We start from the raw sequence: 22,712 nt of genomic DNA, 5'->3' as shown, positions 1-22,712 counted from the left end.
GTCAGGCCTCCTTTTTCTTATTCCAACATAGCTAGTTTTGATAAAAGACCTTACGGGATACTATCGCGGTCGTTACCCACAGGATCAGTGCAATCACACCGAAATACATCCAGGACATCGCCGCACTGAGTCCAAAATTAAAGCTCTTGAAAGCTGTATCGACCACAAGCCGACTCGTCTGATCACTGATGAAGCTGTCCACGATGGTATACACCAGATTCGTCAGAATTAATGGGCTTAACATCGGGAACGTAATTTTCCAAAAAGCTTCATAACCCGTTGATCCTTCGATTTTGGCGGCTTCATACAGTGATGGTGAGATCGACTGCAGACCCGCAAGGAATATCAGAATCTGGACACCTGACTGGCTGACAATCTCGTAGATTCGGCTAACCGCACCTGTCAAATATTCCACCAGAATCGGACTCATGCCTGATTCAAGCAGCATCATCGTCAGATCCAGATTTTTCATCACCGACAGTCCACCACCCGTCATATCGTTAGCACTACGTACAACGGATTGCATCAAATCCCCGTTCTCAATACTCGCAATAATACCCGAAGCCAAAATAACCGGAAGGAAAAAAATCGCTCTTGCCAGCACCCTTCCATGAAACTTCTGATTCAAAATCACTGCGAAAAACAGGCTGAAAATAATGATCAACGGTGTATTGACGACAATATTGACCACCGATTCCGTTAACATCCGCACATAGGATTCATGGGAGAATAGCGCCTCACGGAAATTGGCTAAACCAATAAACTCCAGCGTAAACCCTTCATTGGACACCTGAAGATTGCTCAAACTATATCGTAATGATGAGATTAACGGCACCATAAACAGCAGCAGGAATCCGAGGAACCAAGGCAGGATGAAATACAAACCGTAATATCTGTTTTTTTGTTCTAGGGATAATTTCTTGAATTTCATTCCGGCATGTCACCTCCTACCCAGTAGCTCTTCGCACCTACACGTGTACCATTTAACTCAACAGCTTCATCGTTGTAATTCACAATGACCGTCTTACCTTTTTCAAACGTGGTTTGATACACGCCTTTGCTCAGCTTCTCATGTTTCACGATCGTTTGATTCTGTACATCATGCAGAACGTTGCTCAGCTCCTGATACCGCTCCGCCGATTCCTGAATCCAGCGCCGATAATCGGCTGAATATAACGCGTCAAAACTCGTCAGTTTGATCGCAGATGGATCGGCATGGAACCATGTGTAATACGGCGCTGACCCTGTCTCCATAGCCCGCAGCATCTGCACATGAGAATCCTGATCATCCGCCATATTCCAGGCCTGGCCTGTATACTGCACGTAGCCGTGGTAGACGAGTTGGAAAAAAGGTACCGCTTCATCCGTGATGTTAAAACCGCTGTTGCTTACAGGTGCATCGACGATATGTCTAGCATAGGGACTTGCATAACTATTGCCGCCTTCTACAAGCAGCGTAGCATTCGAACTACGTACCTGTTCAAGCTGCTCTACTACGACCTTTTTAGCCTCTTCACGATTGATTACGTTAGCCCGGTTAAAATCCGAATTCAGCTGATCACCCAAGTCTCGAAGGGAAACCCCTGTTAGTCCCGTCTCTTTGTAGTCTTGTAAAAATCCGCTCACCATGCCTGGCACCGCATTGGGACTCAGGACATACCCCGGAGGAACTTCATCATCCCGTGTAAACGTGGAGATCCGGTACGGGAACTGCTGCGCTAGTTTTCCTGTAATTTGCCGTGAAGCGTACGATTTCTTGAACCCTTTTGCTTCCGGGAATGCCTCCAGGAAGGATACGTCCGGGTATAATCCAAAGCCATTTTCTTTCATGTAGGTTTGCAGTCCTTGCAATCCTTTGGAGCCTCCAAGCTTCTTATCCACATCAATGGACTTAGGCAAGTTGTGATGGATTCCTCCGTTGAACCATCCCGAGTATCGAAGCTGGATGTCCTTCACACCAAGGCTCTGCATTTCTTTTAAAATCTCCTGTGCCTCTTCAAACGTTGTGAGCGGCTCATACGCATTGTACGGAATGCCGAGGAAAAACTTTTTCTTCGGAATGCCACCGATCAGCTCCACGTAGAAAGGCAGTTCTGTATCCTCAGCCAGACGGGTGAGTTTCTTTTGCTCAATCAGATAATCCCGATAGACCGAAGCCATACCGGAATAACTCGCATCTTCTGCACCCAGAAATTGATAAACAACGGCCATTTCGTTATGAAAAGGCTGCGCCTGAAACCGTTTGACTGTGCTGGAACGCCAGCCATTCGTAAGGGTAACCTCTTCCATACTACTGAGCGCATAGCTTGCATGCACTGTATTGTACTGGTTCAATCTTCCGCTGATATCCGCCTCAACAGATGCCACGGCATCGCCTTTATCGATGATGGCCAGATACCCTTTATTACCGTAACTCATACCAAACACCGGCATTCTTGCCTTCTGCTCTTTCTGAATCTGAGAGAGTTGATTCACGGCATGATCGCTCCCATACAGAGCTGTACTATATGGAGATACTAACGTTTTCTGGTTATTAAAATAAATCAGTGATCCCGATCCGTCCGGCACCAGACTGTATCCTTGATCTTTAGGTCCACTGGCTCCGAAAAACGGCAGCAGGGAAAGCGATTGAATTTTCATCGTATCTGGATACTGGATACCATTCTCGGGAATCGATACCCGCAGGCTTCCTTCATTCAGTCGATAGTGAACAGGCACAACGACACTCGCCAGCCCATTATCTTCTTCACCGTAAGCTGCTTTGTCGATCGCAATCTGTGCCTCATCGTAACCAATAGACTCGAAGATCCGGGTTACTTTGGACAATCCCACACCTTTCAACGAAGAGTCCCGTCGTTCGTAACGTTTGTTCTGTTCGTCGTACTTAAAGCGCTTCTCAATCTCTTTCTGATCTTTTTCTTCTAGTTTTCCGAGAATCAATGTGTTAAATCGTTCCTCGCTAATATATTTAGGGATCGCTTCGATATCACTTTTGACTTCACCCAGCGTGTACAGGATGTTGAGTCCATCCTCTACCTTTTCAACTTCAAACTGACCACTCTCTACACTGTGCGTAAAATTATCGTATTTGAGCGCATTGCCCGTACTATCGTAATACGTCAATTCAAACTGCACATTCAACTGGGACTTGTTATAACCGGTCGCAATCGCATCCTGTTCGCGGTCCTGTGGATTGGAAAACCACATCGCGCCGTTCTGCTTATCCTCGACTGCAATCTCTGTCGTTTCCGGCTTCAGATACAGGATCAGAGTATCATTTTCTGCAACAGCTTCCATCCCCTCTGGAATCGCTACGGCTTCGTTATTCTGTTGATTTGCGGGGGAAGCTGCTTCTTGTTCTGAGCTAGTCACAGCAGATTGTTCCTTTGATTCACGTTCAGAATCCACGGCCGAAGATTCTTGAACTGGTGAAGATGGTTGTGTTTCAGCCGATTCAGCAGATGCATTCTGATCTGTCTCCTGTGAATCATCTGATGTGGACACCACTCGTTCCGATGCGGACTCCGCATAGTTAACATTTTGAGACATGAACAAGCTTGCAATGAGGATGATCGCTGCATACGCGGTACGCTTTTTTCTCATTTCGTTCCCTCCCTTCCTCTCCTATTCGCGCAGTGTGATCTCTTGAAAGAGGGTGTAACCAAAACTGATGATCTGTTGGATCAGGCTAAAGAAAAGCAGACCCAGGAAGATCACCACACCCATGACTACCAGCGTAAGTAGCATGGTCGTAATCGTTTTCATAACTGAATACTGATGTACCGTTTTGGTTCCAATAAAGAGCAGCCACACAAACCAGATGACACCGAACGAATCCAGCAAATAATAAAAGGAAGATTCACGCAACGTAATGACATTACTGAGCAAAATATTGGGGATGTTCACCAGAATAAGTGGAAGCATCGCATATCCCGTCGCAATCAGAATATCTTTGAACTTGCCTTCCCCGTCCATCAGCGTGGTTAGCGACCAATTGGCGATGCACCAGAGCAAAAAAGGGAGCACGATATATTTGAACTCGTTAATACTGTTGAGCGAAAGTGGATAGTTGTCGTTGACAACATATCCGGCAAACTGACGTTTCAAGATCATCGTTACCGTGACGGCAAGAAGCACCAGCAGTGCAACGCGCAGTCTGCCTTTATTTTCATATTTCAAATCCCAGTATCCGTCAAAAGGGCGTACCGCGACATGCAGAGAGTATTTGAGCTCCTTAATTAGTGACATCTCTGACCCCCCTCTCATTCCTTGTTCTGACGATCCGGCGCCAGACGATGACACTAACTAGCAATGCAATCGCTATCGTCATGTACATCCCGAAATATTCCCGCATGTATTCTCTGCGATATTTCGCTAAAGCTTTGGAATAATATTCGCGGTCATTCCCCAGCTTCAGATAGGTCATCGCTTCCTTGTACTTGCCTTCTCGCAGCATCGATTTGCCGATTCCGATATAGGCCATCTCATAGTTAGCGTCAAGACGCAGTACCTCTTGCCATAACTTCGCGGCTTCCGTATGTTTGCCTGAACTGTACAAGCGGTTGGCCTCATTAACCAGGCTTCCAAACGTTGTCGCCTTGAATTCTGTAATCCGGCCAAGATCCCGATCCAGCACATAGATGGCGTCCCCGTAGCTTTCAATGGCGACGGGATTTTTGAATGTCCCGATCTGATTGCCGAGCTGACCAATGACATACAGTAGATTGCCATCCTCGTTATACGTGAACACGCGTCCTCTCGTTGAATCCAGTGCACGGTAGACACCGTTACTGGACACTTTGATATCCACAAAAGAAGAGCGATTGATGCTAAGGTCCCCGACCGGTGCAAATTCTCCGTTAACACGGAGCACGTCGATACCGGATGGGTTCAATCTTTTAACGGAGGACAGCGAATTTTTGTCAGCGGTTGTGGTGTAGATAAAACCACCATCATCCACATCTGCGTTGTTGAACTCCAGCGGAATAAAACGAACCATTTTCTCCCGTTGTTCCTTCGTAGACACTGTTTTCCAGAATAGATCGACCGGATCAAACTGAACACGGTTTGTACCCATAAATCCGGTAAATCGTCCGTCACTATCGAACTCGATCAGTCCTTCGAAAACCCCGCGGCCAACCACATAGATGCGCCCGGCTTTATCCACGATGACTTTTCGAGGGAAATATTCAAACGTATCACTCAGCACATCCGACTCTGGGGCACCGATCGCACGTACAAACGTACCGTCTTGGTTTAACTCGACAATCCGTCTGTTTTCGGTATCCGCTACATAGATTTGACCCGCTTCAGTCACGAAGAGCCCCTCGGGATTTTTAAAGCTGTCCTGTTTGCCATCCTGTTTAAAATCTTCAATGACACGAACCGTCTCCCATTTCTCGTTTAAGACAACGATCCGACCATTGCCTGAATCCAGAATATAGAGCAATCCATCTTTCGCGGCATATAAATCTAGCGGAGACTGCCACGCTCCTGTTCCGGCATCATCACCTGTGATGACTCTGGAGGGAAGAAACGCAATCGGTGACTTCACCGCATCGCCCCAGTAGTTGTAGGTATATCCCTCATACGGTGCTGCATGAGCCTGATTATGTCCGAATCCGGCAATCAGCAGGGATGCTGCCAGAACGATTAGCCATGATTTCAATCTCATCTGTAACACCTCTCCCTTAATCCTTCATGCCGGATGAAGCCATCGTTTGAATGACATTACTCTGGGATAAAACAAACGTGACGATCGGTACCGTCATCATGATGACAGCAACGGCAGCCCCTACCCCTGCACGGGCAATTCCCCCTTGGACAATCTGTCCCATGGCGTAATGCATCGTTTTAAGCTGCTCACTGTAGATGAAGCTGCCCCCATCCGTTCCCCATAACATCTGCATCATCAAGATGAGCAGTGTTAACCAGGCCGGTTTTACGAGTGGCATCACCACCTGGAAGAAAATCCGATATTCGCTTGCACCATCCATTTTTGCCGCCTCCAGCAGTGCATCCGGGATTTGTTCCATAAACTGCTTCATGAGATACAGACCGAGCGGATAGGCAAAAGCCGGGATAATGATCGCTTGATACGAGTCGAGCCAGCCGAGCGTCGACATGATCATGTAGTTTGGAATCGCTGTCACATGCGGCGAGAACATGAGCGACAATACGATGACGGTGAACAAAACTTTGTGACCACGGAATTTGTGTTTTGCCAGTGGATATGCCGCTGCCGATGCCAGAATGATATGACCGAATGTACCCGCCGCAGTAATAAACACCGTATTAAAGATATATCTCGAGAAGGGAACCCATGAATTTTTCATCACCTGAAATAAATCGGAGAAATTCTCGAACGTCGGATTCCGTACAAACAAGGTAGGCGGGAAAATGAACAGCTCATCCAGCGGTTTAAACGCATTGTTAATGACATAGATGAGCGGAACGGCCATAAACGCGCCAAATCCACCAAGCAGCAGGAACAGCAGGATATCGACCTGCCAGGATCGGTTGATTTTTCGTTTCATCCGCAAGGCTATCTTCATCCGCTATTCCCCCACTCTCTTCAGAAGCTTTTGTACAAGCAGGTTGGAGCCCAGCATCAGACCGAATAACACCGTTGCAATGGCAGATGCATATCCCATTTCGAAGCGGATCGTTCCATAATCCATCAAGTGAGTGACAATGGTATGAGCACCATACTGCACACTCGGGAAACCCGCTAGCGCCGTAGCGACTTCGGCAACCGCCAGAGATGCAGTGATCTGAATTACCGCACCAAACATCAGCTGAGGCCTCATCGAAGGCAACGTAATGTACCATAGCTCCTGCCAGCGATTCTGAACCCCGTCGATTGCACCTGCTTCATACAGCGTACGATCCACAGTCTGCAAGCCAGCAATGAACGCAAGGAAACTGGTTCCCAAACTAAGCCATAGTTGCACAAGCATGATGATCGCCAGCATATATTTAGGATCTTGCAGCCATAGGATCGGCTCATAAAGAATGCCTGTTTTCATCAAGAAACCGTTCATAATGCCATACGAATCGCCTGAGAAAATGATTTGCCAAATGAAAAACACATTGCCCGATATGGAAGGCGCAAAAAAGATCAGGGTCATAAAGGCTCTCACCTTCGGATTCAGCTCATTGATCAGCCATGCGAATACAAAACAGGCAATGTAGCTAATCGGGCCAGTGACCACCGAGAAGATTATCGTATTTTTGAGACCAATCAGGAATACATCATCATTCCAGAGCAACTTGGAGTAATTCTCCCAACCCACCCATTGCGGAAACTCCAGCATATTAAAATTGGTAAAACTGAAGAAGATCGAGATGATGACTGGAAATACAGTGAATAGCAAAAATAACAACATATAAGGAGATAGCAGCACATACAGATGTTTATCCCGCTTCATATCTCTGACAAAGAGTTCCCACTTCCCGGGCATGCCGGATGGCGTGCGCTTGGGCTGAGAATCGGTTTTGGTCACGATGTTTGCCTTCTGCAAAAGAGTCCCTCCCTAGCGCATTCCGTCCAATTTAAACTCTTTTCGTTTCTGCTGAATTTCGTAGTTAATTTCCTGCACATAATCGTATATGGCATCGGTGGAATTCGTGCCGTTATTGACAACCTCACGTAAGGCATTGTCCAGATGGCGGCCAGTAAAGTATCCTCCAGGAACCTCCGGAACACCTTGCACCCACTCCCATTGTTCTTCCAGGCTGCGGTAATCACGGATCGGCCAAGGCAGTTCCTGTAACGCTTCAATGTTAGCCGTTGGATACCGCGCAGCAGCTCCCATGAGACCTTCCATTTCTCGTCCGAATCGAACCTGCGCATCCTTGCTGACCCACCATTTCATGAATTCCCATGCTGCATCCTTATGTTTGGATTGCTTGAGCATAACGGTCGCCGTACCTCCGCTCGCAACGTCCCGTTTTATGCTTCCGTCCTTCTGCTTGATACCCGGAACGGGAATGAACTCCCATAGACCTTTGATCTCTGGAGCAGACACGGATAGATAGTTATAGAAGGTGTAATCCATAATACCGACTGGCATTTCACCTGTTCTAAAACGCATCGGGAAATCAAACGTAAGCGGAAGCTTGTAACTGGTATAGAAATTCGTCCACTCTTTGAACGCTTCCAGTCCCGTTTCCGTATCCATACCACTCCTTGCACCATGGTCAAGATAGAATGAACCACCCATCTGATACAGCAGCATGGCGTACGCTCGGTTCACTTCTAATACGGGCACACCTGTAGTTTGAGCAAGAGGCAGGGCCATTTCCATGTTGTGTTTTTGCAACACCGGAATCATGGCATACACATCTTCCCACGTCTGCGGCGGCTCCAGATCAAGCTGCTCCAGTATATCTTTGCGGTAAAATAACATGTTGAAGATCTGCTGTTCTGGCAGTGCAAATACCTGATCCTCAAACTGGTAAGGAACCATTGCACTCTCCCTGAACTGTTTGATCAAATCGTCATACCCCGGATATGTAGACAGATCCTCTGCCGCGTGGCGCATCCCGAAGTTGACCGGTACATCATTGCCCACCTGCATAGCCACATCCGGACCTTCACCTGCGAGCGAAGCTCGAAGTAGCACATCGGCATTGACCAGCTTGAGATTGACACTAATGCCCGTTAGCGGTGTAAACGTGTCGTCAATCATCGCTTTTAATACCTGTGCCTGGTCGCGGCCAGTACCAATCCATACGGTAACGGATTGATCTTCATCTGCGGTACTGCCAATCGTGTCGTAATCTTCGAAAAAGGAATGGAAGAATGACGAAACCTCATGTCCGGCTTTGCGGAACGCCGAATCATTCGCTTCGGGCAGCTTCTCATCAGGTGAAGCAAGCATCAGATAATCGATTTCCAGCGGCTGCTCGCGCACTTCTAGTAGCCAGGAGCCGACGCTGCCGACATTGATTTTGAATTGGGACAAGCGTTTCTGAACTGTTTCCGGTTTGTCAGCCAGATCTGCTAACTGATACGCAGTTTTGTTCAAAATCGCCGTTTTATCACTTTTCTCCCCTGTCAGACGAATCAACTCTTCAGAAACCGTATTCAAAATATCACTTTGCTCTCGAAACACATCCACCATATCTGGAATCTGTTTCTCTAATTGATAATCACGATACGGGTCAGGTACATTGCCTGTGATCATCAGAATTTTTCGATACATCGCATTGATCTCGAGCACGCTTGCTTCAACCTGACGGATCAGTGGTGCAATCGCTCCCAGACTGACCTCCAGGCGCAAATCATGTTTCCCCTTGGTTAAATAAAATAAATACGGCTCTTCTTCGTTGCCCAGCACATGCATCTGCCAATCCGAGTCATAGAAGAAGGGTATCTGCATCATCTCTTTGAAAGGAACCTCGTTATCAATCTGTAGCGAACGGGTGGAGTATATGCCCCTCAGCAGTTCCTGTCTGCCTTTAATCGCAATCTTGTATAAACCATCCTCTGGTACGTCCATTTCCCAAGCAATCCACTGCCCCGGCACACGCCAGTTGTTACCACCGATGGTGTTCATTCTGATCTTGGACACATCATAAGGCTCTGTGGATGTGCTGGATCGATCAGTAATCGGATACAATGTCGGTGATGACTTGTAAGCAGCCTGCTCTCCTTGAACTTTAATCAAATGTCCACTTGTTTCCGCGTATCCTTTTGAATCGTATTCCTGCTTCAGTTCAGCATAGGACGGCGGTTCATTATAATGATGAAGCTTGATCGAATCAATGACCATCGGCTCCCGAGTTGATACAAGCTTGATGGCGTGTTTTCCTGCTGAAAAATAAAACTGATACGGCTCTTCGTAATAGCCTTCTTTATCTCTCAGGATAGACTCCTGCCACGTCGGTGCTTCCACCTGACGCGGACGCAAGTCGTTGCCTCTGTTGTCCTGTTCGATCTCAGGCTTCTCATTGACCCAGATTCGATGAAAGCTCAGGTTACGCGCACTGTTGAACGGTAATTCTCCATCAATCCATAATTCTCGTTCGATGGCAGAGCTCTTTCCTTGAATCGGGTAATAGCGCAAGGTCATGTGATACATTCCGGAATCTGGGACATCCACTTCCCATTGCACAGAACCACTTTCCTCTGTTCGAATAAACTTACCTTTCTCGCCGCCAAGCTCCGTCATGATCTCCGGGTTCATTCCTTCAGCAGCTGTATATTCAGCTCCACGAATGATAATCTCCCCCGAAGGTCGCTTCTCGTTCTGGAAACGATTAAGATATTCGTCATAGCTACCCTCCGCGGCAGACTCCGATATCGGCATCACTCGGCTCGGATCTGATGTTCGCATTCCGGTTTTGGAACTGCCGCTTGCACCGGATATGGATATCATATACACCACGACGAGCACTAGTATGACGACGACAATCGTCACTCGGGATAGTGTAAATTTCACCCCATGCCCTCCTTCTACTGACTCTCATGAACTGGATCTGAAGAACTGCCCCTATTCGTTATCTGGCGAAGCCAGAACAAACAGGGCAGTCCATTAATTCTTCCAAGCTTCAGTGGTTACCATTGCGATATGATCTATTATTTTTTCTTGTCTTGCTCTCCGCTTAGCACTTTTTTCACCGCCGCCTGCGCAGGAGCAATGACTTGTGCAACACCTGTGGACGGTGTGATCTCCCCTTTGACGAACTTTTCGGTTACGCTGTCCAGTTGTTCTTTGATTCCCAGACCGCCGAAGCGTCCGCCAAATAAGCGCTGCACTTTACCATCATCATTCATCGCATTCGCAATCGAAGTTTCATCAGGCAGAATATTTTCGAGAGATAGCCGGCGATTATCTTGCCAGTTATCGAAGTCTTGCAGATCTTCCCAGATCTTCACGATGACATCAGCGTCCTTTACGCCCTTCGGAATGACATAAGCTGCCGTTTGACCGAATGGTTCGTGATATGTCTTCGCCTGAGGTCCTTTCGGAATGTAAACATAACCCCACTCATCCTTCATCTTATCGACGATCCGACCTTCAATCTCCCAAAGCCCTCCTGGATACATCGCGATGGTACCTTCTGCAAAGTATTTGGCTGGATCTTCCCAGTCATTGCCTCCATTTGCTTTGATCACTTTATGCTCGGTGTACAAGCTGTGCAAAAAGTTAAGCGCTTCCATAGATTCGGGAGAATTAAACGTGACTTTGCCCGTCTGCTCATCGTATAATTTACCGCCGTTACTCGCGATCAGCATCTCCGATAATACGTAATGTGCTCCAGCCAATCCGTATTGGTCCATTTTACCGTCACCATTGCGGTCAACGGTCAGCTTCTTAGCTGCATCGAGCATCGTATCCCAGTTCCAGTTATCTTCATCCATTAACTGCTGCGGGTCCTTCAAACCCGCTTCCTTGAAAATTCGTTTGTTATAGAACATCCCAGTATCATTTGGTGAATACCAGCTTTCCAGGCCGTATACCTTGTCTCCACCAAAGCGCATCGAATCTACAACATCTTTCTCGACCCGAGTGTCTTTAAGATAATCATCCAGCGGTGTCAAGAAGCCACCATGCATAAGCCCCCAGATGAAACCATCCGGAATCCGTACAATTTCTGCAAAAGGTTCATTGGCCAGCACGGAAGAAGACAATTTTTCAGAGGTAGACCAATATTCTGTGTTCAAATACTTAATCTTCACGTTGTACTTGTCTTCCACCATTTTGATCCGCTCACGCGCCAGTTCATCCGATTCCGAGTCTCCTTTGGGTGTGGCATCCCACCAGTGAGATATCCGAATAACCCGTCCGTTCAAATCCGGAGCTGGTACAGCCTCTTCCTTCTCTTCTTCCTTAGCTGGCGTAGTATTTGTCTCTGTTTCAGCTGGTTTAGCTACAGGCTCGGCTGGTTTGTCATTAGAACCACTACATGCAGACAAAAGTGTAATCAAAGCGGCAAACAAAACGATAAACATAAGTTGGTTCGCAATCAGTTTTTTCAACATGGGCTGCCTCCCTCAAGTCAGTGATTTTACTTTACTGCCTTTAAAACCGATGTCTTCCATACACGATGCAGTTCAATGCTCCATAGCTGACTACTTATTTGTTTTTTTCGCCTTTCAGTACCTTTTGAATACCTGCTTGTGCAGGTCCAATGATCTGAGCAACGCCTGTAGATGGAGTTACTTCACCTTTCACAAACTTTTCGGTTACACTGCCAAGCGCTTCTTTCACACCCAAACCTCCAGCCCGAGCGCCGTATACCCGTTCCACCTGCCCGTTGTCATTCATGGCGTTAGCAATCGAAGCTTCATCCGGTAAAATGTTCTCCAGCCATAAACGATGATTCTCCTGCCAATTGTCAAAGTCCTGAAGCTCTTCCCAGATTTTGACGATGATATCTGCATCCTTCACGCCCTTTGGAATAACGAAACTTTCTGTACTGTTTACCGTATCCAAGTACGTTTTTGCTTTGGGACCTTTGGGCATGTAAACATAACCCCAGTCGTCTTTTAACTTATCCAAAATACGCCCTTCCACTTCCCACAATCCGCCTGGGTACATCGCTATATTACCTTCTGAGAAAAATTTGGATGGGTCCTCCTAGTCGTTACCGGCATTGGCCTTCACAACCTTGTGGTCATTGTACAGGCTATATAAGAAGTTAAGCGCTTCCAAAGATTCTGGTGAATCAAACGCTGCCTTCTGCGTTGCCTCATCATACATTTTGCCGCCGTTACTTCCAATCAGCATTTCATGAAGTACGTAATACGCGCCCGACAGACCATATTGATCCATCTTGCCATCTCCGTTTTTATCCAGAGTCAGCTTCTTGGCCGCATCCAGCATCGTATCCCAGTTCCAGTTATCTTCCTCCAGCAACTGCTGCGGGTCTTTCAAACCAGCTTCCTTAAAAATTCGTTTGTTGTAAAACATCCCGCTGTCATTCGGCGTATACCACCCTGTCAACCCATATACTTTATCTGTACCGAATCGCATCGAATCGATGACGTCCGGTTTAATCTGCGTTTCCTTTAGATCATCGTCGAGCGGTGTGAGAAATCCGCCCTGCATGAGTCCCCAGATGTATCCGTCAGGCACACGTACAATCTCTGCAAAAGGCTCATTCGCCATCACAGATGAGGAAATTTTCTCGGATGTCGATCCATAATCTGTATTCAAGTAAGAGATTTTAACGTTGTATTTCTCTTCTACATTTTTGATGCGTTCACGCGCACGCTCATCTGCCTCCGAATCTCCTTTAGGAGACGCATCCCACCAGTTCGATATTCGGACAGCTCTGCCGTTCAGATCCACCACTGGCTCCTGCTTCTCCTGAACAGGTTCAATCGCCGTTTCTTTCTTGTCTTCCGCAAGCTTCTGTGCATCAGGATCAGTTGTTGTGCCTCCACCGCTACAACCAGCAATCAAGGTTACCAGTAAGGTGAACATCACTAGCAACGTAAACCTTTTCTTTCTCACGAACTTCATCTTACACACGCTCCCCTTCCAAGTTAGATAAAGATGAATCAAGGTTGCAGAATGCTTGGATGACTTCCTCGAATGACTCAACTCACCGCAAGGCTGTCACGAATGGGAACTTGAAAACCTGCTATCACACCCTGATTAGAAAGCGCTTACCAAGATGTCCGGTGTTATGAAACGGATTTCATGAAACCCATTTCATTATAGTCTCATGAAAAGCTTTGGGTCAATACATATTCTGTTATTATTTAGAATATTTTGATCGTGGCTGTTTCATTCCGAACAATTCAATGAAGTTCAAACACATCTAAAAATCCATCGGCAAAGCCTTCTAACATTCGATTCAACATTCTTTAAAGTGCACAATGTTATGTAATGTTCTGTTCGTTACGGACAAAATAAAACCTTGAATGGCGTAATCCTCCATCAAGGTTTTAAGTAGCTATGAATATCTTTATTGGACACTAATTAACAGAACTTCATCTAGTCTTTCAGGAATGGTCATATTTATTCCTCCGAAGCTTCATTACGAGGGTGCTATTTCTATGCATCATAGAGGAATCTTGCATCAATCTTCAACTAGTCATTATGTTGTGATAAATGACTCTACGGGTCCATTTCCCCTCTTCATCGGCCAGTAACGTCTTCCAGCCGAGCAGCTTAGCTGAATGTAAATTTTTTTCTTGATCATCTACGAATAATACCTTTGCCCCACCTGGCAGTTTGGTCTGGACCAGTTGATATATTTCGATGTCCGGTTTGCATAATCCTACTTGGTTAGAGATCGTTACACTTTTTGCAAATCGGCTCAAGTTGTCCAGATTCGGTTGGATCCATTCCCTACAATGATTACTTAGCAGATGAATGTCAGCGTATTCACTCCATTGCTCAAGGTACTCAGCAGCAGGTAATGTAACGATTGAATCCAATAAGATGTCCCTTGCTCGGTTGATCGGTAATTCAGGATACGTTCCCCTTAGTGATTCCCAAAACTCCTCTTCTTTCATTTTTCCAGTCCAAAGATCTCTTTTGATGCCACCAAAATGCTTTTTTAATTGTTCTGCAGACAGGTTCGTTTCCTGAATCATTTCTTTCCAGAACATTAACGACATATTACTCAACAATACACCTGCAATATCTAAAACGAGTTGTGATCTGGCCTGCATAGTATCAATCCTCCGTTTAACTTCCGAAATTATACTCAAATTAGACTTGTATACATACTTTGATAGACACAACAATCTGTCCAGAGAGTTGTTGATCATTTGAATTACTTAAAAGCATCATGAGGTAGAAAAGCGTGCACGCCTTTCACACCATTCACAATTTGCGTGATACGCAGATCAACCACTGCGCTTCCCAGTGCAATCGCTTCAACCCGTTCCAGGCCATATAACTCACCCATCAGGTCTAACATGCCGTCCAACGCTTGAACGGTTGCCTCATTCAGATCCTCATCAAAACCAAAGGTAATCCATCCAGAAGGCGTATGCGCACGAGGGTTGGTCAGTTTCATATCATCTACGACACTAACTGTGATATCTACAAGATCCATGGCACATTCAATTGCCTGACAGCTGACTTCCCCATCGCCTTGCCGTGCATGACCATCACCAATCGCAAGATAACCACCATCTAAAGGAATAGGCAGATACAACTTACTTCCCTGTACGAGTTCCTTACAGTCAATGTTTCCTCCACAGTATCGCGGCGGCCACGTCGTATGAATTCCACCTGATTCGGGCGGCATGCCCACGACACCCATGAATGGATTTAAGGTTACGCTGTAAGACTTGCCCCGCACCTCACAGGAGCCGCTCATCCTGTGACGATCAAGTGTCCAATTCAGGGACAGTTCTGCGACCTCTGTTAGATGCAATTTCTGATTCTGCCAGTTGGGATATCCACCCGCGGAAGTAAACCCGTAACTGCCCGGTATGATCTCATTGAAAATGATCTCGAGTGTCTTTCCTTGCTTCGCTTCTTCAATATAAATCGGACCGATCAAGGCGTGACCTCCATCTTTTTCACCTTGTCGTGGAAAAGGTTTTATCCGTTCCGCATAACTTTTTCCCGTACCCCACCCTGCGTCTAACGTCTGAAAACGGATGGCATCACCTGACTTTATTTTCAATATGGGTACTACCTCATTGGTAAATGAACCGATTAGATTTTCCTGAGCTAATGTAACCGTATGAATGCTCATAAAAATCCCTCCCCATCAAGATATTTTTTCATCGGTTCCATATGATGCTGGTCATGCCAAATAAAATCTTTGAGATACTGGGGAATATAAAATACATTTCCTTCTGCATCCATGTACGTGTGATGAATCTGTTCCTCAGACAACCCTCGGATATCATTCATAATTTTGTGGCGGTACGTGACCGCCTTCTCTACGATTTCGGACTTCTCTGTACGGTTCGCATACTCTACAGCTTTGCGATTAAATTCATCAAAGTCTATATGTTTTAACGTAATGGGCTGATGTAGTGCAATCTTCTCAATTGCTTCCTTATAGAAATATCGATCCCATAACATCATATGGCTTACGATTGATTTTATCGTCCACTTTCCTTCCTCCAAGCTAGAATTCCAGACCTTCTCTTCAAGATGAGTCATCTTTTTAACAAACAACGTCCATTCTTCAAACGCTTGAAGCAATTGTTCCATTTCTTTGTTCATAATCTACTTCCCCCTTCTCTCTTTTTGAAGATGTTCTCTTTTCTCATCTCTATGATCTCTTCGGTTAATCCTTTCTCGCATGATCAAAACGATGTATCCCAAATCCCTTCAAATCTGACCTTAGTATGGCATCTCTCAAAGGATATAGGTTCGTCGTGAGTCGAAGCTCAACGCCTTTAGCCAAAAGCCTCTCTACCAAATGATCAATCTTCTCTATGTACCTTGGTGTAATCACCTGATCTGAAATATAATACCCCGCAGTTTCATCAAAAAGCTTAAACGACGGATCTTCCAGATGATATCGGTATAAGGTTTGCTGCACGATTTTTGGATACCACTCACTCTCAACCGTCACAATAATGTCTGCATCCGTATGTTTAAAAAACATCTCATGTTCTTCATCACGCATATCTTTCGTTCTCCGAATGACAATACGAGGACAATCTCTCGGAAAATAATAGGAACATTCATGCTGCTCATCGATCGCCCAGACAACAGCCGGAAAATTGGGCCGATTCTGCTTAACTCTGGGTACAAACACATCAATATCTGCTTCTTCACTGAAATGGTAGAGCATCCGTTTCACCTCTGTTCGATCTCAGTCATATCAAGTCTTGATCAACGTGTTCAATCCTTCTCTAATTTCGTATGTTACATAGTCGTTCGCTAACAAATCCTTGATAACATCAACATTTATAACCTCGCTTTGTTTTTGTAAATACAATAAAATCAAATCGGCCTTCTCTTTTCTTCCCATCATTTGATAAGCAACGTACCATATTTCAGGACTGGAAACGTTCATGCCGTGCCATTGTACATTTGGGATATGGGATATAGGTAACTCCAGTCGCTTTCCATCTACTTCAAACGCAAATCCGCCAATGACATCTACATGTAATGATTCAATCTCCATCCGATATTCACTTGCAAAAGGTTTGTCGCCACTTTCTTTGTCGATCCAATCATATCCAGCAATCGCTTCTATGAATTTGGATTTCGGGCAATCAACCATTAAGTCCCAATCGTTAATAGATCCGACCAGATTAAAAAAATACAACATTGCACTTCTACCCAGTGAATATGCAATATTATTTTCTTCTAATCGTTTGACGAAGGGTATGATCGCTTCAGGATGAATCACTTTTCCCACCTCTTGCTTCCCTCCTCACGCTATGGAGCTGAAATATTCAAAAAGCTGGAACATCATGCGATAGACGCCCCAGCTTCTTTTATTATTCTCAACATGACTTACTGTGGAAGAACCCATGTTCACTTTTTAAATAACGTACTTATAATCATCTCTGCACATTCTTCAGGCGCATGCTGACTTGTATCTACCGAGTACGTATACTGAATGTCAGACGCCATGATGCGATGCTGCTCTTCCGACTGGTCTTCTCTACGGTCTCCCCGCTCAATATTGCGCTGACGGCAGATATCGAGAGGACAATACAGCTCAACAATATCCAGTGGATATCCTTTAAAAATGGCTTTCACCTTCTCATAATGCGGCGCAAGCTCTGGTCTTTCCACCAAAATTCCATCGATCAGCACATGCTTGCCATGGTCTGAGAATATTTTAGCCGTGTGATACATCATGATGATGGCTTCACTCAGATACTTCCAGTAATTCGCCTGGAGATGTTGATCTCCGATCGTATTTTCAAATAAATCATTCGCAACTACATAGAAAAACGGATCGTCATATGACTGCATCGCCTCGACTATAGATGTTTTCCCCGAACTCGTTACACCATTCAAAAATATAATTCTGCCTTTTCCCATTATGTTATCTTCCTTTGCAAAAATAGGAATTTATTCATATTTTACAGGGTGTATTATGTTTGTCTCATCATTTTCACCCCTGATTCCAAAAGCCGGTTTCTTGATGGACAGTTCCAAGCTTGGTGACCACATCATAATGATTTTGAGGCTGCTTGCAGGTGACCACTCTCTCTGTCTGACAAGCTTCCTTTTTCCTCCTGATATCACCTGTATTTATCCTCAAACTCTTTATCTCTCACTTTCATTGCAATACTAGCATTGCGGAAGAACGCTAGTTTACTCACGAAATAGAACGCTCCAATCAGGATGCAAACGCCTCCAGTCCAGTAATTCAGCCCCAAATCCATCTCATAATTACCCGGACTGTAACTTCCTGCTCCTGCAGACTGAAATGCGGCATATCCCAATTTTGGTATGACCTGTTCAATCGTTTTGGTAAGTGTCACGATACCGATTCCGAGAATAATAAGAATGAATGAAAAAACCATTGAGAGTGACTTCATTTTAAACGACCTTCTTCCATATGAACCTTGTGTTGGTTTGAAGTCTGCAAGTTGTTGTGAAGCTGTTGATTCTCATACATCCGAACCAATTTATATCCAATATAACCCACATTGTTCCATTTGCGAAGTATAAAAAATCAAAAAGAAGCAAGCTTGATCTAAGATCGCTTCTTCCACTAGAATTCAGACCTTATTATAAATGCTAGCATTCAGGCATAATACCCTCCTTCTTTTAGATACGTAGATGTACTCACATAATGTTTATAGATTTTACTGAATGCTCGGTTGGCTTTGTGCTGATATCCCCCGTCACTTAGACACGGTTTCGTGACCCTGACAACTTCTCTCATATCTGTATCCATGCTGACTTCACCTGACATCAGGCGTCCTAAATTCAATTCAAACCGCCCCTCCAGATTCTCTGAGCAGTCTCCATATGCATATACGGCGGTACCTTCATTCACACTAATTAATTGGAATTGTATACAGAATGCCATTGATTCGACCTCTCTAACTTAAGCGTAACTTAGTTTTTATTTATTGCTGATGGGCATTACTCTCTCAACTCTCTCAAAAAGTATGCTACCTGTAGCCGATCTATTCTCTCCATGCACTCTCATGAGTTACTTAAAACGGCCCATTCCGCTTCCAGTTTTACTACGGCTTCAAACTCTGCGATATCCTTCTGTAATGCAACATTAAACATTAATGTTTTTGTTGAGTTATTATTGTTTATTTGTAACCTATATTCAGCTTTATTATCGTCATCAACACTACGTTTGCAGTTACCTGTTTCACTTATTGCTATAAAAGCATAATATTTCACGTCTATACAATTTATGTTTTCATGAGTATCCCATAAACTTACTTCTATTTTTTGATATGTACTCATTTGTTCATTGGTATTCAATAACTTATCATGATGTTTATCCATAAAATTAGAATAAGCATCTGATGATTCCCATACCCCAATAATTACGGCCTCTTCCTTATTCAACAGATTCCATCCACCCAATTGGGCAACAAATCCTCTGCATGATTGGAGTTCGGTCCACTTCGTTTGAGCCAGATGAAAAAGTTTTCTGGAATTTTCATTTACTTGGCATTTAATCATTTTTATCAGCACTAGCTTATCTCCCCTCTATGATGGTATCGTATCATTCCGAAGGCTGACTATAATTAAACCGTCATAATCTTTCACTACGAATGTTTCATGTGTTTTTCATAGGATACGATAGTCATCTTATCATTAATTTCTTTTATCCTATTGGTCCTCTTATAACCTAACTTCTCATATAAATAACAATTTCTCTGCTCTTGAAGTACAGTGTCCAGTTCCCACATGATTGCATCACAGTAAAGATCTTCGACTATTGAAAATACGTTCTGTGCAATCCCCCGCCCCTGGAATTCAGGTAAAATGAAGATTGGACTTATACGATATATTTTGTTCTCTTTTTTGACAATTCTAATGGCTCCTACACTCATTTCTGAACATTTAATGATGTAATAATCCGTAAATGATTGACTCAAACGAGCGGTGACTTGCGCGACAGTCTGGTTTGCAGGACTTGTCTCAAAATCCTGATATTTCTTTAATAAAGGTGTAAAAGACTTCTTTTGCATTTCATAAATAGCATGGGCCCCATCTAATCCTGATTTAACTAATGTGATCTCCATTGAGGTCCTCCCACTATAAAGGAATGTTCCTTTAATATATTTTTTTGATATATCCATTCCTATAAATACCAACTCCAACAAGTTTCTGTATTCAAATATTCACGATCTCATCTGTATCTGTTCATACTTGCAAGTATTGTTACAGCAAGACCTACACAACATAGCAGACTGAAGCAGCTAAGTATGACCTGAGTAGTTGATGCGTCATAATAGCCAGATATCGTAAATACAGCTGTTATGGGATATAAAGCTTTTAGAGTATCTGACGTACTAGTAAATAATCCAATAAAAGAATAAAATTCAGTAATAACTAATGCAATCCAATATCCTTTTTTCATATAGGATACTAAAGCAATAATAGGTGAGATTGCAAGAAATATACATACACCATCCAAAAAATAAGCTTTCAAATAATTCACGATCATCCCCAGGGATAGATCAGAAAAATGTAAAGCTACCTCAGTTAAACATGTTATTAAAAACAGTAATAAGTAAAAAAGAATGCTGTATACAAGAGTTACCATCATTTTTGCAATCGTTAACTTCGCTTCGTTCACAGGGACTAGTCGAAGTGAATCGATGACACGCTCCTGTTCTTCACGACAAATTAGGTAACTTCCCAAGAGAGCAATAACCGCTGGTAGAACAAAAAATGTTGCCAATGGTTGAGCTACAGCCATATACCAACCTGCGGTATCGATATCTCGAATACCATTGTGGTCTGTGAATCCGGATAAAAACACAATAACGGCTACCATAATCGTTGCGAAAATTGCAATCCAGACAAAACTTAATCGACGAATCTTTTGGTGTTCAGCCCAAAGTAGTGTCCCCATTATTAACACCTCATTTTCTTCTCACTAATGCAACCTTTGCTAGGAATACAGAACCAATTCCCCAGACCAACATGCTAAAAATCGCCATAGGGACGCTGGTTACCTCTTTATCGTTCAGTCCTGGGATATCACCATTTCGAGCAATGATTGCGGCCATGCTGGATAACGGATGTATGTACGTATTTATTGACACGATAATAGAACCAAGAAAAGCATACACTAGTGTTATAGCAACTGGAAGAATATATCCGGTTTGCGTTGCAGCAATGGCCAAAATCGGTAGCATAGCAAATGCTGCAATAACACCAATTTCCAAACACTTTCTTATCAAAAATATTACGTTTAGCCAATCAAATACGATATCTCCGAGAAGTGCACTAAAGATAAGGGAACCTACTGCTGTAACGATCATAAAGCAAACGGAATAGATCAAAACCACAATAAATTTGCTGAAGAAATACTTCATTTTGCTGACAGGCACAATCCAGAGTTGCTTAAGCGTATCGTATTGATTTTCGTTGTACATGAGCATGGTACTTAATATACCTAAAACAACTGGTAAAATAATAAAAAGTGTAACTCCGAACGCCGACCATTTATAATACTGTACAGCGTCACCTCCAGTATCCCACGCATATTTAAATAATAAGAAGGCCAGAAAAGGCATAATGAGCGCTGAAAACATCATCATCCACACAAATGTTCTACGCCGTAACTTCAGAAATTCAATCTGGACAAGTTTAAGCAATGCCATCTCCTCCCGTAATTTTCTTGAAATAGTCCTCTAAAGTGTCATTACAAAGCTGAGAACTCATAACCGACACATCTTCCAATATTAATGCCTTATGAATCGAACCCATGTCCAGAGAATGATTGAAGATTTGCAGCGTATGATCGTCTTTCACAGAATAATGTTGCAGATTGAATTGGCGTTCCAAGATCACGCTGGCCTTAGCAGCATCAGACACTTGAAGTAAAATGTACTTTCCATTTTTTCGCTTGAGTTCTTCCATACTATTTTCTTCGAGCAAAATACCCTTGTCGATAATTCCAATATCATCTGCGAGCAATGAAATCTCAGAAAGAATATGGCTGGAAATAAGAATTGTTTTCCCACGTTCTACGCTCAGTTTTTTAATAAACTCCCTAACTTCTGCTATACCTATAGGGTCCAGACCGTTTGTGGGTTCATCTAAAATAAGGAGTTCCGGGTCATGCAAAATAGCATTAGCTATACCCAAACGTTGTTTCATACCCAGAGAATACTCACCGAACAGCTTCTTATCCTTATATGGTAAACTTACAACCTCCAATGCGTTCTTCACAGCGTTAGGTGCAGCTGTACCTCGCAGTTTTGCAAAAATATTTAAATTCTCTGTTCCAGTTAGGTTTGGATAGAAGCCAGGCGTTTCAATCATCGCACCAATTCTGGGATATACCTGCTTTTCTCTTCCTTTAATGTTATGACCGAATACGTCTACCTCACCAGAAGACGTAGAAGTTAACCCTAATATCATTTTCATAATCGTCGTTTTCCCTGCGCCATTACGACCTAGCAAACCATATATTCGTCCCTTTTTCACATGGATATTTACATTATGTACAGCTGTTTGATTCTTATAGATTTTGGTAAGATGTTTGGTTTCAATGATATACGTTGTCATATGAATACCTCCTTTGATTCAAGTTTATCAAACCAATCTTGCCATAACCTTGCCGAGATCTTGTTTATTTCTTGACCATGAAAAAAA

At 44.0% G+C, this 22,712-nt stretch carries 23 protein-coding genes; all 23 read right to left on the bottom strand.

Features of this window, described 5'->3' with window-relative positions:
* Positions 1 to 31 precede the first annotated feature (31 nt).
* Entirely contained in the window at positions 32 to 931 is a 900-nt protein-coding gene (locus tag PQG66_RS04180; protein ID WP_272035449.1) for a carbohydrate ABC transporter permease, read from the bottom strand.
* Positions 928 to 3,603 carry a DUF5696 domain-containing protein gene (locus PQG66_RS04175; RefSeq protein WP_272035447.1) on the bottom strand — a complete coding sequence of 892 codons (2,676 nt, stop codon included), beginning with the start codon at positions 3,601 to 3,603 and terminating at the stop codon, positions 928 to 930. Before PQG66_RS04175 ends, PQG66_RS04180 begins: the two co-directional genes overlap by 4 nt.
* A gap of 21 nt (positions 3,604 to 3,624) precedes the next feature.
* A complete protein-coding gene (locus PQG66_RS04170; RefSeq protein ID WP_272035445.1) occupies positions 3,625 to 4,248 on the bottom strand; it encodes a Yip1 family protein in 624 nt (207 codons plus the stop codon).
* Complete coding sequence (locus PQG66_RS04165) at positions 4,235 to 5,674, bottom strand: gluconolactonase (protein WP_272035443.1); 1,440 nt, start codon at positions 5,672 to 5,674, stop codon at positions 4,235 to 4,237. Before PQG66_RS04165 ends, PQG66_RS04170 begins: the two co-directional genes overlap by 14 nt.
* Positions 5,675 to 5,690: 16 nt before the next feature.
* On the bottom strand, positions 5,691 to 6,554 hold the full coding sequence (locus tag PQG66_RS04160; protein ID WP_123066752.1) for a carbohydrate ABC transporter permease: 864 nt from the start codon (positions 6,552 to 6,554) through the stop codon (positions 5,691 to 5,693).
* 3 nt (positions 6,555 to 6,557) lie between these two features.
* On the bottom strand, positions 6,558 to 7,463 hold the full coding sequence (locus PQG66_RS04155; protein WP_240037208.1) for a carbohydrate ABC transporter permease: 906 nt from the start codon (positions 7,461 to 7,463) through the stop codon (positions 6,558 to 6,560).
* 72 nt (positions 7,464 to 7,535) lie between these two features.
* A complete protein-coding gene (locus PQG66_RS04150) occupies positions 7,536 to 10,448 on the bottom strand; it encodes an extracellular solute-binding protein (RefSeq protein ID WP_272035439.1) in 2,913 nt (970 codons plus the stop codon).
* Between the two features lie 137 nt (positions 10,449 to 10,585).
* Positions 10,586 to 11,992 (bottom strand): ABC transporter substrate-binding protein, encoded by a 1,407-nt coding sequence (locus PQG66_RS04145; protein ID WP_272035438.1) that lies wholly within the window; start codon positions 11,990 to 11,992, stop codon positions 10,586 to 10,588.
* A 94-nt stretch (positions 11,993 to 12,086) separates the two neighbouring features.
* Positions 12,087 to 12,551, bottom strand: coding sequence for a hypothetical protein (locus PQG66_RS04140; protein ID WP_272035436.1), 465 nt, complete (start codon positions 12,549 to 12,551; stop codon positions 12,087 to 12,089).
* A gap of 39 nt (positions 12,552 to 12,590) precedes the next feature.
* Complete coding sequence (locus PQG66_RS04135) at positions 12,591 to 13,469, bottom strand: ABC transporter substrate-binding protein (RefSeq protein WP_272035434.1); 879 nt, start codon at positions 13,467 to 13,469, stop codon at positions 12,591 to 12,593.
* Positions 13,470 to 14,047: 578 nt separating this feature from the next.
* Positions 14,048 to 14,638 (bottom strand): HAD-IA family hydrolase, encoded by a 591-nt coding sequence (locus tag PQG66_RS04130; protein WP_272035432.1) that lies wholly within the window; start codon positions 14,636 to 14,638, stop codon positions 14,048 to 14,050.
* A gap of 104 nt (positions 14,639 to 14,742) precedes the next feature.
* Entirely contained in the window at positions 14,743 to 15,678 is a 936-nt protein-coding gene (locus tag PQG66_RS04125) for an acetamidase/formamidase family protein (RefSeq protein WP_272035430.1), read from the bottom strand.
* On the bottom strand, positions 15,675 to 16,157 hold the full coding sequence (locus PQG66_RS04120; protein ID WP_272035428.1) for a DinB family protein: 483 nt from the start codon (positions 16,155 to 16,157) through the stop codon (positions 15,675 to 15,677). Before PQG66_RS04120 ends, PQG66_RS04125 begins: the two co-directional genes overlap by 4 nt.
* 64 nt (positions 16,158 to 16,221) lie before the next feature.
* Positions 16,222 to 16,734 (bottom strand): DUF6886 family protein, encoded by a 513-nt coding sequence (locus PQG66_RS04115; protein ID WP_272035426.1) that lies wholly within the window; start codon positions 16,732 to 16,734, stop codon positions 16,222 to 16,224.
* A 30-nt stretch (positions 16,735 to 16,764) separates the two neighbouring features.
* Positions 16,765 to 17,307, bottom strand: a complete 543-nt coding sequence (locus tag PQG66_RS04110; protein WP_272035424.1) for a hypothetical protein — start codon at positions 17,305 to 17,307, stop codon at positions 16,765 to 16,767.
* 119 nt (positions 17,308 to 17,426) lie between these two features.
* Positions 17,427 to 17,942 (bottom strand): phosphotransferase-like protein, encoded by a 516-nt coding sequence (locus tag PQG66_RS04105; RefSeq protein WP_272035422.1) that lies wholly within the window; start codon positions 17,940 to 17,942, stop codon positions 17,427 to 17,429.
* A 203-nt stretch (positions 17,943 to 18,145) separates the two neighbouring features.
* Positions 18,146 to 18,430: a hypothetical protein gene (locus PQG66_RS04100; protein WP_272035420.1), complete on the bottom strand. Its 285-nt coding sequence runs from the start codon at positions 18,428 to 18,430 to the stop codon at positions 18,146 to 18,148.
* Between the two features lie 224 nt (positions 18,431 to 18,654).
* Entirely contained in the window at positions 18,655 to 18,942 is a 288-nt protein-coding gene (locus PQG66_RS04095) for a hypothetical protein (protein ID WP_272035419.1), read from the bottom strand.
* A 119-nt stretch (positions 18,943 to 19,061) separates the two neighbouring features.
* The gene (locus tag PQG66_RS04090) at positions 19,062 to 19,571 is read right to left on the bottom strand and encodes a DUF4937 domain-containing protein (protein WP_272035417.1); all 510 of its coding nucleotides are present in this window, start codon (positions 19,569 to 19,571) and stop codon (positions 19,062 to 19,064) included.
* Between the two features lie 74 nt (positions 19,572 to 19,645).
* Positions 19,646 to 20,125 (bottom strand): GNAT family N-acetyltransferase, encoded by a 480-nt coding sequence (locus PQG66_RS04085; protein WP_272035415.1) that lies wholly within the window; start codon positions 20,123 to 20,125, stop codon positions 19,646 to 19,648.
* A 107-nt stretch (positions 20,126 to 20,232) separates the two neighbouring features.
* Positions 20,233 to 20,961: an ABC transporter permease gene (locus tag PQG66_RS04080; RefSeq protein ID WP_272035413.1), complete on the bottom strand. Its 729-nt coding sequence runs from the start codon at positions 20,959 to 20,961 to the stop codon at positions 20,233 to 20,235.
* Positions 20,962 to 20,971: 10 nt separating this feature from the next.
* Complete coding sequence (locus PQG66_RS04075; protein ID WP_272035411.1) at positions 20,972 to 21,715, bottom strand: ABC transporter permease; 744 nt, start codon at positions 21,713 to 21,715, stop codon at positions 20,972 to 20,974.
* Complete coding sequence (locus tag PQG66_RS04070) at positions 21,702 to 22,625, bottom strand: ABC transporter ATP-binding protein (protein WP_272035409.1); 924 nt, start codon at positions 22,623 to 22,625, stop codon at positions 21,702 to 21,704. The genes PQG66_RS04075 and PQG66_RS04070 overlap by 14 nt, the downstream gene beginning before the upstream one ends.
* Between the last annotated feature and the right edge of the window lie 87 nt (positions 22,626 to 22,712).

It is taken from the genome of Paenibacillus sp. JJ-100 (assembly GCF_948329825.1).
In the GTDB taxonomy this organism is placed as follows: Bacteria; Bacillota; Bacilli; order Paenibacillales; family Paenibacillaceae; genus Paenibacillus.
Note: the sequence above shows the minus strand (reverse complement) of the source record. Positions and strands in the feature narration are given on the sequence as shown.